10 protein-coding genes are annotated in these 11,992 nt (G+C 66.4%); 8 read left to right on the top strand and 2 right to left on the bottom strand.

Features of this window, described 5'->3' with window-relative positions:
* The first annotated feature begins 12 nt into the window (after positions 1–12).
* Positions 13–1,362, top strand: a complete 1,350-nt coding sequence (locus tag ACTXG9_RS17380) for a metallophosphoesterase (RefSeq protein ID WP_456115778.1) — start codon at positions 13–15, stop codon at positions 1,360–1,362.
* A gap of 10 nt (positions 1,363–1,372) precedes the next feature.
* Complete coding sequence (locus tag ACTXG9_RS17385) at positions 1,373–1,987, top strand: inorganic diphosphatase (RefSeq protein WP_021203979.1); 615 nt, start codon at positions 1,373–1,375, stop codon at positions 1,985–1,987.
* 19 nt (positions 1,988–2,006) lie between these two features.
* Here the strand turns inward: ACTXG9_RS17385 and ACTXG9_RS17390 are convergent, their stop codons facing one another.
* A complete protein-coding gene (locus tag ACTXG9_RS17390; RefSeq protein WP_021203978.1) occupies positions 2,007–2,591 on the bottom strand; it encodes a hypothetical protein in 585 nt (194 codons plus the stop codon).
* 109 nt (positions 2,592–2,700) lie between these two features.
* Here ACTXG9_RS17390 and ACTXG9_RS17395 point away from each other — a divergent pair, with 109 nt between their 5' ends.
* Together ACTXG9_RS17395 and ACTXG9_RS17400 are read left to right on the top strand one after the other, a co-directional pair.
* Entirely contained in the window at positions 2,701–4,116 is a 1,416-nt protein-coding gene (locus ACTXG9_RS17395) for a cryptochrome/photolyase family protein (protein WP_021203977.1), read from the top strand.
* A 140-nt stretch (positions 4,117–4,256) separates the two neighbouring features.
* Positions 4,257–4,952: an OmpA family lipoprotein gene (locus ACTXG9_RS17400; protein ID WP_005416156.1), complete on the top strand. Its 696-nt coding sequence runs from the start codon at positions 4,257–4,259 to the stop codon at positions 4,950–4,952.
* A gap of 222 nt (positions 4,953–5,174) precedes the next feature.
* Here ACTXG9_RS17400 and ACTXG9_RS17405 read toward each other — a convergent pair whose 3' ends face one another.
* Positions 5,175–6,206, bottom strand: a complete 1,032-nt coding sequence (locus ACTXG9_RS17405; RefSeq protein ID WP_005409107.1) for a LysR family transcriptional regulator — start codon at positions 6,204–6,206, stop codon at positions 5,175–5,177.
* A 146-nt stretch (positions 6,207–6,352) separates the two neighbouring features.
* Between ACTXG9_RS17405 and ACTXG9_RS17410 the strand changes: the two genes are divergently transcribed.
* The 4 genes from ACTXG9_RS17410 to ACTXG9_RS17425 all read left to right on the top strand — a co-directional run bounded on the left by ACTXG9_RS17410 (position 6,353) and on the right by ACTXG9_RS17425 (position 11,963).
* Entirely contained in the window at positions 6,353–6,580 is a 228-nt protein-coding gene (locus ACTXG9_RS17410; protein ID WP_021203974.1) for a hypothetical protein, read from the top strand.
* On the top strand, positions 6,577–7,347 hold the full coding sequence (locus tag ACTXG9_RS17415) for an SDR family NAD(P)-dependent oxidoreductase (RefSeq protein WP_019661222.1): 771 nt from the start codon (positions 6,577–6,579) through the stop codon (positions 7,345–7,347). Before ACTXG9_RS17410 ends, ACTXG9_RS17415 begins: the two co-directional genes overlap by 4 nt.
* A gap of 91 nt (positions 7,348–7,438) precedes the next feature.
* Positions 7,439–8,665, top strand: coding sequence for an efflux RND transporter periplasmic adaptor subunit (locus ACTXG9_RS17420; protein ID WP_019661223.1), 1,227 nt, complete (start codon positions 7,439–7,441; stop codon positions 8,663–8,665).
* Positions 8,666–8,792: 127 nt separating this feature from the next.
* Entirely contained in the window at positions 8,793–11,963 is a 3,171-nt protein-coding gene (locus ACTXG9_RS17425) for an efflux RND transporter permease subunit (protein ID WP_206621488.1), read from the top strand.
* Positions 11,964–11,992 lie beyond the last annotated feature (29 nt).

Below are 11,992 nucleotides of genomic sequence, written 5' to 3' on the forward strand. Positions count from 1 at the left end.
CGGCACTGCGTGATGCCTACGTTGGCACTGGGCCTGCTGCTGGCCCTCCCGTCGCTGTCGTTCGCAGCAGCCGAAGCCAATACCCAGGTGCCGGCGGGCAGCCGCCACTACGCGGCGACGACGGTACCTGACCGCATCGTCGCCTCCGCGTCGGCCGATCCCAGCCATGGGTTCGCCGTGGCCTGGCGTACCGACGGCAGCGTGCAGGCACCGCTGCTGGAGATTGCCCCCGCCGGGGATTCGCCCGCCATCGAGGGCATCCGCCAGATACACGCGACGACCCGCGCGCTGCAGACCGAGAACGGGCTGTCACACCACCATCGAGCAGATATCGATGGCCTGCAGCCGGATACCCTGTACGTCTACCGCGTGCAGGGCAATGGCAGCTGGAGCGCCTGGAACCAGCTGCGTACGCTGGCCGCCGCCGACCAGCCGCTGACCCTGCTGTACTTCGGTGATACCCAGAACAAGAACATCAGCCACGTCAGCCGGGTGGTGCGTGCCGCGCAGAAGGCTGCACCCGAGGCGCGCATGAGCCTGTTCGCTGGCGATCTGGTCAGTGGAGGTGATGGTGCCGATGACAGCGAGTGGGGTGAGTGGTTCGCTGCGACCAGTTGGCTGGCGCAGGAGACCCTGGTGGCGCCGGCCATCGGCAACCACGAGTACTTCGAGGAATTCGAGGACACCCCGCAGGAGCGCCGCGTGCTGGGCCGGCACTGGCCGGTGACGTTCGCGCTGCCGGGCAATGGTGCCACCGCCGCGCACCAGACCAGCTACTGGTTCGATGCGCAGGGCGTGCGCGTGGCCGTGGTCGATGGCACATCGGCACTCGACCTGGGCACCGCCAAGGCACAGGCACAGTGGCTGGACAAGGTACTGGGCGGCAATCGGCAGCCGTGGACCATCGTGCTGCTGCACCAGCCGTTCTACTCGCCGCGCGAAGGACGCGAGAACGCCGCGTTGCGTGACGTGCTGCTGCCGGTGGTGCGCCGCCACAATGTTGACCTGGTGTTGCAGGGCCACGATCACACCTACGGCCGCCGTGGCGAAGGGCAGGCCGCAACCCCGCAGTACGTGGTGACCGTGGCCGGCCCCAAGCAGTACCGTCTCTCCGACGAGGCACGAAAGACGATGGATCCGGTGGCCGAGGACACCCAGCTGTTCCAGGTGTTGAACATCGGTCCGCAGCGCCTGCGCTATGAGGCGCGTACCGTGACCGGTCGTCTCTACGATGCCTTCGAGTTGCGCCGCGATGCCAAGGGGGGCAAGCAGCGCACGGAGCTGACCGAAGGCCGCGTTACGCCACGCGACTGCCCGCGCGCACAGACCGCCAAGGGTCGTACCGACCGCTGCTGGGAATGAGGAGATGCCGATGACCACGCACCGCCGTATCGTTCCTCTCGCTGCCATCGGTGCGGCACTGCTGTTGCTGGCCAGTGCAGTGACCGCTGCCGATACCGTGCTGCACCCGTTCCTGGCCGACCAGCCGAAGCAGGCCCCGGATGAAGTTCACCTGGCGGTGGAGATTCCTGCCGGCAGCTTCACCAAGTACGAGATCAAGGAAGACGGCCTGGTGCATGTGGATCGCTTCCAGTCGATGCCGGTCGCCTATCCGGCCAACTACGGTTCGATGCCGCGCACGCTGGCTGGCGACAACGATCCGCTGGACGCGCTGGTGCTGACCCGTGAACCCCTGCATCCGGGCGTGATCGTGCGCTTCCGGCCGATCGGTTACCTGAAGATGATCGATGGCGGCGAGCACGACGAAAAGATCATCGGCGTACCGACCGACAAGGTCGACCCGACCTACGCCACGATCCGCGATCTGAAGGATCTGCCGGAGGTCGAGCGCCAGCGCATCGAGGCCTTCTTCCGGGTCTACAAGGACCTGCCGGCCGGGCGCAACCCGGTGCAGCTCAACGGTTGGGGCAACGCCGCCGAGGCGAGGGCACTGATCAGCGAAGCGATGAAGCGCTTCGAAAAGTAGATCCACGCCATGCGTGGATTCAGTCCAGCAACGTCTCGATGAACGATTCGGCCTGCAGGCGGTCGCCCAGTACCCGGGCCACCGCCTGTACTGCTGCCTCGTGGTGTTCAGGGCGGATGCCGCCATCATCATCGTCGTTGTAGAGGTCATCGCCGGCATCGAGGTATACCGTGCCCGCTGCAGCCAGAGCCGCCATCAGGGTCGGCACATCGGCGGTGATCTCGCCGGCATCCAGCAGGCCGGCACCGTGATGGCTGAACAGTACACGGCCATCGTCCAGGTCGAGGATGAACGGATCGGCGCTGCGATCGGCAATCACCAGCCAGTTCGATGGCCAGTCGTTGATCCGTTCGCCGCTGACGCCGTGCCATCGATAGCCGGCCTGCTGGCTCCACAGGCGTTGCAGTGGCGGTATCCAGACATCAAGGCCGGGAACGGTGATGCCGGCGCGGCCAACCCTGGCATTGATCTCTTCGCCCAGCGGCCCCACCTGCGCGTAAAAACGTGCCAGTACGGGGGGCAGCGGGAACGGGCCCTGCCAGTCACGCTCGTGCTGGGCATGCAGCAGCCCGAAGCGGGCGAATGAGGCGTGCAGATCATCCATGTCAGAGTCCAACGGGTAGCGGCCGTGCAGCCTAGCAGACGGCGTCTGCGCGCATCTCCTTCACCACCGCTGGCTATCATGTGCGCCTTCCACAACGAAGGCAGTGCCTGTGTCGGTAGCGTTGGTATGGTTCCGCCGTGATCTGCGGCTGCAGGACAATCCGGCCCTGCAGGCCGCGCTGGATGCAGGTCACGATGTGGTGCCGGTCTACATCCACGCGCCGCACGAGGAAGGCGAATGGGTGCCCGGTGCGGCCTCCGATGCCTGGCGCCACCGTTCACTGGCCGCGCTGGATGCGGACCTGCGCGCGCGGGGTTCCTCGCTGGTGCTGCGCAGCGGCGATAGCCTGCCAGCCCTGCAGTTGCTGATCGAGCAGGCGGGCGCCGAGGCGGTGTACTGGAACCGCAAGTACGAACCGGCCACCCAGCCCCGCGACGCGGCCATCAAGTGCACGCTGCGCGAGCAGGGCATCGACGCGCAGAGCTGCAATGGCAGCCTGTTGTTCGAACCCTGGGACATTGCCACCCAGCAGGGCCAGCCGTACAAGGTATTTACGCCGTACTGGCGCAATGTACTCAGTCATTGGCGCCTGCCGGCACTGCAGGCTGCACCGGAAGCACTGGCGCCGCACGCGGTCGACAGCCTGGCATTGGATGATCTCCAGCTGGCACCGACGCTGGACTGGGATACCGGCTTCTGGGAGCACTGGCAGCCGGGTGAAGCCGGTGCGCTGGAAGCACTGTCCGTCTTTGAAGACGGTGCCCTTCGCGGGTATCGCGAGCAGCGTGACCTGCCGGACCGTGTCGGGACCTCGCGGTTGTCGCCCCATCTGCACTTCGGCGAGATCGCGCCGTGGCGCATCGCGCAAGCCCTGGAAGGGCTGCGCAGTGCGGCCACCGATGCCGACATCGACGGCTACCTGCGCCAGCTGGGCTGGCGTGACTTCGCCTACCACCTGCTGCATCACTTCCCGAAGACGCCGACCGACAACCTCAACCCGCGTTTCGACCGTTTCCCGTGGGCCACTCCGAGTGCCACGCAGCTGCACGACTGGCAGCGCGGCAATACCGGCGTGCCGATCGTCGATGCCGGCCTGCGCGAGCTGTGGCACACCGGCTACATGCACAACCGGGTGCGGATGATCGTGGCCAGCTACCTGTGCAAGCACCTGCGCGCGCACTGGCTGCATGGCGCGCGCTGGTTCTGGGACACCCTGGTCGACGCCGACCTGGCCAATAACACCATGGGCTGGCAATGGGTGGCCGGGACTGGCGCCGATGCCGCTCCGTACTTCCGGGTGTTCAACCCCGTGACTCAGGCCGAGAAATTCGATCCGCAGGCACGGTACATCAGCCGCTGGGTGCCCGAACTGGCCGCGCTGCCGGTGAAGGCCCGGTTTGCGCCGTGGCAGCATCCGCTGCTGCTGGCGGCGCATGCCCCGGGCTATCCGCGTACGCCGCTGGTGGACCTGGCCGCGGGCCGCGACGCCGCATTGGCGGCATACCGCCAGTCGGGGGCGGGGTAAAGGGTGACCCGAGCGATCCGGTCAGTTAGCTGAACGCGGCCCTGTCGGCGCACCGGATCATCATCCCGACGTCGCATCGGGCTGTTTATTCTCTCTGCGCCCGCAAGCCGCCGGCCCGTCCGGAAACCAAGGAGAACCTCATGATCCGCAACACCACCCGCAACGTCGCACTGGCCCTGATGAGTGCGGCCGTCCTGTCGGCCTGCGCCACCGGCGGCTCCTACGTGCAGAGTGACCAGTACGGCAATCCGACCGAGCAGCAGAACCGCACTGGTCGTAACGCGCTGATCGGTACCGCCATCGGCGTGGCTGCCGGCCTGTTGACCGGCGACAGCGCCACCGAGCGCCGTCAGCACGCATTGATCGGTGCCGGTATCGGTGCGCTCAGCGGCGCCGCGGTCGGCCAGTACCAGGATCGCCAGGAACGCGCGCTGCGCGAGCGCACCGCCAACACCGGCATCGATGTGCAGCGCCAGGGCGACAACATCATGCTGAACCTGCCGGACGGCATCACCTTCGACTTCGGCAAGGCCACCCTGAAGCCGCAGTTCTACGGCTCGCTCAACGGCGTCGCCGGTACGCTGCGTGAGTACAACCAGACCATGATCGAAGTGGTCGGCCACACCGACAGCATCGGCAGCGACGCTGTGAACAACCGACTGTCGAAGGAACGCGCCGACTCGGTCGCCCAGTACCTGATCGGCCAGGGCGTGCAGAGCGTACGTATCGAAACGCTGGGCGCCGGCAAGGCGTATCCGATTGCCGACAACAGCACCGACGCCGGCCGTGCCAAGAACCGCCGCGTCGAGATTCGGGTGATTCCGCTCAAGCAGTAACGCGTAGCGTTATTGCTTGAGCCGGTCCGGCCATCGGCCGGAGCGAAAATGCCGCCCTTGCAGGCGGCATTTTTGTGGGTGCCGAGCGTTGCTCGGCACGCCGATGGCGTATGCGGAGTCTAGCCGTGCTCGACTCACCAGAGGCAGTCGAGCGTGGCTCGACGCTACAGAAACCGGCATCGCGCGCCCGGGTAGAGCCACGCCATGCGTGGATACCCCCGGCTACGCCGCCGAAGCGGCCACCTTCTCCAGGATCCGCTTGCCGCTGCTTTCCAGAGCGGCGTCTTCCTTTTCCTTCTGCTGCTGCGCCAGCTTCGCACCCGGGCACTGCGCCAGCATGTAATTGGCATCGAAGTTGAGCTTCTCGACCAGGAAGTCGACAAACGCACGCACCTTTGGCGAGACCAGGCGGCCGCCGGCGAACACGGCGTTGAAGTCCACTTCCGGGCCGGTCCAGCCGGCCAGCACGCGGCGCACCATGCCCGATTCAACGAACGGCTTGGCCATCACGTCGCCGGTCAGCAGCAGGCCTTCGCCACAGACCAATGCACCATTCAACGCAGACATGTCGTTGGCGGTCATCAGCGGGGTAACCGGGAAGTCGCGCAGTTCCCCACCGTTCTCGCCCAGCTGCCAGGTGAAGCGCGGCGAGTTGCCGGTGTGGTACGGCTTGCGCATCGCAAGGATGCGATGGAACTGCAGTTCTTCCGGATGCAGCGGCTCGCCGTAGCGCTCGATGTAGGCCGGGCTGGCGAACACCTGCGTCCGCAGGCTGCCCAGCTTGCGCGCGACCAGATTGGAATCGGGCAGGGCACCCACGCGCAGCGCCAGGTCCGCTTCACCGGCGATCAGGTCCAGCTTTTCGTTGCCCATGTGCATGTCCAGGCGGATCTCCGGGTACTGCGCATGGAACTGGCCCAGCAGCGGGGCGATCCAGGTGATGCCGATCGAATAGGGCACGGTGAAGCGCAGCCAGCCGCGCGGGCCGGACTGCAGCTGGCTCACCGCGCTTTCGGCCTCTTCAAGCTCGCGTGCGATGCGCTGGCAATGTTCGTGGTAGATCGAACCAGCTTCGGTCAGGCCGAGGCGGCGCGTGGTCCGGTGCAGCAGGCGCGCGCCCAGGCGCGTTTCCAGCTCCTGCACTTTGCGGCTGACCGTGGTCTTGGGCAGGCCGAGCGATTTGGCAGCGGCAATGAAGCTGCCTTGCTCGACCACTTTGACGAAGATCAGCGTCTCGTTGAGATCGTGGGACATGGTCGGGATCCTGGACGTCGGGGATGGGACAATCGTGACAGAACGATTGGACCGGGAGCGGGATGATTATTCCCCTTAATCAGGACTAATCAAGTAAAGGTTTGAGGTCTATCGTGGCGCCATTCGTTAATTGGAGCCCGTCCGCCATGAGCCTGCGCAACATTCTTGCCCGACTCCGGAACGCCGGCCAGAGCACCCTGGACCTGGCGATGACCGTCGAAGCCCGTCCGAGTTCCTTGGTAAACAAGGACTTTCGTGAGTTTACCGCGCCCATGCGTCAGCAGCGTGGCGGCGCCATCCGCTTGGCCCCCCACAAGGGTGACCGGCTGCGCCGGATCGGGACTATCCCGGATTTGGGAGGAAATGTCCCGTGAATGGGATACTGACGCCCGAAGTTCTGGTCCTCGGTGGTACCGGTGCCGTGGGCCAGGGCGTGGTCGGCGCCTTGCTGGAAGCCGGCAGTCCGGTGCTGGTGGTCGGTCGCGATCCGGGCCGGCTGGCTGCGCTGCATGAGCAGTTCGCCGATGAGCCGGGCCTGGAGACGCTGCTGGGTTCACTCAGCGATGACGGCTCGGCACGCGCCCTGGCCGAACGCATCGGGCAGCGCCCGCGTCCATTGGCCGCGGTGATCGCGGCCATGGGCGGGCCCTACCGTCGCGGCCGGGTGATCGACCGCAACGGCGAGGAGCTGCTCGGGGCCATGCAGGCCGACCTGATGCCGCATGTGCATGCGGTGCGCCACCTGCTGCCGTTGTTGCAGGACAACGTGCATGCGCGGCGCTATGTGATGATCGGCAGCCCGGCCAGCGCCAAGCCCTGGGCGGGCTACGGCGAGACCTCGATCACTACCGCCGCGCTGCGCATGTACGCGCAGGTGGTGCATCAGGAAGCGCAGGCGCTGGGCGTGCGCGCGCAGATGCTGGAAGTCTGCAGCCCGGTGTGTACCCCGGCCAACGCGGCCAACGCCTGCATCGAGTGGCCCAGCTCGCTGCTGGTCGGCCGCCGCGTGGTCTCGCTGCTCGATGGTTGCCGGGACAACCGCGCCATCGTCCGCTGCGACAGCAGCGATGCCGAACTGCCACGCGGCCTGCTGCACCTGGAAGTTCCCCCTTTGTGGCGCGATACCGCAGGCGTCGCTTGACCTCGACCAAGGTTGAGGTCGCAGTATGCGCCGCCGATTTTTGCAACACGTTCCCATATTGCTGTACCCCCCCTCCGTACGGATGCATGCCATGACTTCCCCCAATACCACCCCACATCGTTTCGGCCATCGCATTGCGATGGTTGGCGTGTCGATCCTCGCCGCGGCCGTGCTGGCGGCCTGCAGCGGCGGCCATGCCGAAGAGGCCGGTGCACCGCCGCCGCCGCAGGTCAGCGCCGCGCCGGTGCTGGTCAAGCAGGTCAGCCAGTGGGACGAGTTCAGCGGCCGCGTCGAAGCGGTACAGAGCGTTGAACTGCGCCCGCGCGTGTCCGGCTACATCGACAAGGTCAACTACGTCGAAGGCCAGGAAGTGAAGAAGGGCGATGTGCTCTTCACCATCGACGCCCGCAGCTACCAAGCCGAGTACGACCGCGCAGCCGCCGAGCTGGCCCGTGCCCGCACCCAGGCCAGCCTGGCCCGCAGCGAGTCCGAGCGTGCCAAGCGGCTGTCCGAGCAGCAGGCGATCTCCACCGAGACCGCCGAGCAGCGTCGCGCGGCTGCCGACCAGGCGGGGGCTGCCGTGCAGGCCGCGCAGGCGGCCCTGGATGCAGCCCGGCTCAACCTGGAATTCACCAAGGTGCGCGCGCCGATTGACGGCCGTGCCGGCCGCGCGATGGTCACCGCCGGCAACCTGGTCACTGCTGGCGACAGCGCCAGCGTGCTGACCACGCTGGTCTCGCTGGACACGGTGTTCGTCTACTTCGATGCCGACGAGAGCACTTTCCTGCGCTACGCCCAGATGGCGCGCAAGGGCGAGCGCCCGAGCGAGCGGGACAGCGAGCTGCCGGTGAAGGTCGGCCTGTCGGGGGAAGAGGGCTATCCGCACTCGGGCAAGGTCGATTTCCTCGACAACCAGGTGGCGCGCAGCACCGGCACCATCCGCGTCCGTGCGCTGCTGGACAACGCCGACCGCCAGTTCACACCGGGCCTGTTCGCCCGCGTGCAGCTGCTTGGCAGCGGCCAGTTCCAGGCCCTGCTGATCGACGACAAGGCCGTGCTGACCGACCAGGACCGCAAGTACGTCTATGTGGTCGACAAGGATGGCAAGGCCCAGCGCCGCGACATCCAGCTCGGCCGTACTGCCGACGGCCTGCGCATTGTCGAGCATGGCTTGGCCGCAGGTGACAAGGTCATCATCGACGGTGTGCAGAAGGTCTTCATGCCGGGCATGCCGGTGCAGGCCAAGGCGGTGGCCATGCAGCCACCGGCCGCAAAGCCCGCACCGGGCCGCGATGCCACCGCTGCGCTGAACCACTGATCCGCCCGCTCCTGATCCGCGCCCCCGCTTAGCTGCCGGCGCCAGCGGCAGCCTTCCCTGCCTTCGTCATATTGGCGAGGGGCGGGGCGGCTGTTGCCCGCCGAATGCCTTTCCCAGGAATTCCTCCATGGACTTTTCCCGCTTCTTCATCGACAGGCCGATCTTCGCGGCGGTGCTGTCGATCGTGATCTTCGCCGCAGGCCTGATCACGATTCCAATCCTGCCGATCAGCGAGTACCCCGAAGTGGTGCCGCCGTCGGTGGTCGTGCGCACGGTGTATCCGGGCGCCAACCCCAAGGTCATTGCCGAGACCGTTGCTACCCCGCTCGAAGAGGCGATCAACGGCGTCGAAGGCATGATGTACCTGAAGTCGGTTGCTGGCTCGGACGGCGTGCTGCAGATGACCGTCACCTTCCGCCCGGGCACCGACCCGGACGCGGCGGCGGTGAAGGTGCAGAACCGCGTGGCGCAGGCACAGGCACGCCTGCCCGAGGACGTGCGCCGGCAGGGCGTGACCACGCAGAAGCAGTCGCCCACCTTCCTGATGGTGGTGCACCTGACCTCGCCGCAAGGCAAGTACGACACTCTGTACCTGCGCAACTACGCGCGCCTGCACGTCAAGGATGCGCTGGCGCGTATTCCGGGCGTGGGTGACGCGCAGATCTTCGGTGGCGGCGACTACGCCATGCGTGCCTGGCTGGACCCGGACAAGGTGGCGTCGCGCGGCCTGACCGCCAGCGACGTGGTGCGCGCCATGCGCGAGCAGAACGTGCAGGTGTCGGCCGGCCAGCTCGGCGCCGAACCGCTGCCGGACAGCAAGTTCCTGACCCTCATCAATGCCCAGGGCCGGCTGAAGACCGAAAAGGAATTCGGCGACATCGTGCTCAAGAGCGGCACGGATGGCGAGATCGTGCGCCTGTCCGACGTGGCCCGCCTGGAACTGGGCGCGGGCGACTACACCCTGCGCTCGCAGCTGGACGGCAAGAACGCGGTGGGTATCGGCATCTTCCAGTCGCCGGGTGCCAACGCGCTGGAAATCCGCGACCAGGTCATCTCGACAATGGACGAGATGCAGAAGACCATGCCGGCCGATGTGAAGTACGAAGCGGTGTATGACACCACCATCTTCGTGCGCGACTCGATCAAGGCCGTGGTCTCCACGCTGCTGGAAGCGATCGCCCTGGTGGTGCTGGTGGTGATCCTGTTCCTGCAGACCTGGCGTGCGTCGATCATTCCATTGATCGCGGTGCCGGTGTCGGTGGTGGGTACCTTTGCCGCGCTGTACGTGCTGGGCTTCTCGATCAACACGCTGAGCCTGTTCGGCCTGGTGCTGGCGATCGGCATCGTGGTCGACGATGCGATCGTGGTGGTGGAGAACGTCGAGCGCAACATCGAGGAAGGCCTGTCGCCCACTGCGGCGGCACACCAGGCCATGCGCGAAGTGTCCGGCCCTATCGTGGCGATCGCGCTGGTGCTGTGCGCCGTGTTCGTGCCGATGGCGTTCCTGTCCGGTGTCACCGGCCAGTTCTACAAGCAGTTCGCCGTCACCATCGCGATCTCCACGGTGATCTCGGCGATCAACTCGCTCACCCTGTCGCCGGCCCTGGCCGCGCGCCTGCTGAAGGCCCATGGTGCGCCGAAGGACGGCCCGAGCCGCCTGATCGACCGCCTGTTCGGCTGGGTGTTCCGTCCGTTCAACCGCTTCTTCAAGTCCAGCTCGGAGAAGTACGAACGTGGCGTGGCCCGCATCCTCGGCCGTCGTGGTGCGGTGTTCGTGGTCTACGCGATCCTGCTGGTCGGTACCGGCGTGATCTTCAAGCTGGTGCCGCCGGGCTTCATCCCGACCCAGGACAAGCTGTACCTGATTGCCGGCGTGAAGCTGCCGGAAGGTTCGTCGATCGCACGCACCGATGAAATGCTGCGCAAGGTGGCCAAGATCGCCCAGGAAACCGATGGCGTGGCCCACACCATCTCGTTCCCGGGCTTGAATGCACTGCAGTTCACCAACACGCCCAACACCGGTGTGGCGTTCATTCCGCTCAAGCCGTTCGCCGAGCGCCATGGCCGCACTGCCGCGCAGATCAACGCCGAGATCAACCAGAAGATCGCTGGCCTGCAGGAGGGCTTCGCGTTCGCGATGATGCCGCCGCCGATCCTCGGCCTGGGTAACGGCAACGGCTACCAGATGTTCATCGAGGACCGCGGCAACCTGGGCTACGGCGCACTGCAGAATGCCGTGCAGGCGATGCAGGGCACCGTTGCGCAGACCCCGGGCATGGCCTTCCCGATTTCCAGCTACCAGGCCAATGTGCCGCAGCTGGATGCCGAGGTGGACCGCGTCAAGGCCAAGGCACAGGGCGTGCAGCTCACTGAGTTGTTCGACACGTTGCAGACCTACCTGGGTTCGGCCTACGTCAACGACTTCAACCAGTTCGGCCGTACCTGGCAGGTGATCGCCCAAGCCGACGGTCCGTTCCGCGAGACGGTCGAGGACATCGGCAAGCTGCGCACCCGCAACGATCGTGGCGAGATGGTGCCGATCGGTTCGATGGTCACCATCAAGCAGACCTTCGGCCCGGATCCGGTGCTGCGCTTCAATGGCTACCCGGCAGCGGACCTGGCCGGCGAGGCCGACCCGCGCCTGCTGTCCTCGGCCGAGGCGATGACCAAGCTGACCGAGATCGCCGGCAAGGTACTGCCGGTCGGCATGACCACCGAATGGACCGACCTGAGCTACCAGCAGGCAACCCAGGGCAAGGCCGCATTCATCGTGTTCCCGGTGGCGATCATGCTGGCCTTCCTGGTGCTGGCCGCGCTGTACGAGAGCTGGTCGCTGCCGCTGGCGGTGATCCTGATCGTGCCCATGACCCTGCTGTCGGCGCTGTTCGGCGTGTGGCTGACCGGTGGTGACAACAACGTGTTCGTGCAGGTCGGCCTGGTGGTGCTGATGGGCCTGGCGTGCAAGAACGCAATCCTGATCGTCGAATTCGCCAGAGAGCTGGAGATGGGCGGCAAGGGCATCGTTGAAGCCGCGCTGGAAGCCTGCCGCCTGCGTCTGCGCCCGATCGTGATGACCTCCATCGCGTTCATCGCCGGCACCGTGCCGCTGGTGCTGTCGCATGGCGCAGGCGCCGAGGTGCGCTCGGTGACCGGTATCACCGTGTTCGCCGGCATGCTGGGCGTGACCCTGTTCGGCCTGTTCCTCACCCCGGTGTTCTACGTGGCACTGCGCAAGCTGGTTACCCGCAACGGTGGCGGCCGGCTGGTGCAGCATGGCGAACCGACCATCCATCACTGACATGGAACCCCGCCGCCGCCGGCTACCGG

It is taken from the genome of Stenotrophomonas maltophilia group sp. LNF247, assembly GCF_054083135.1.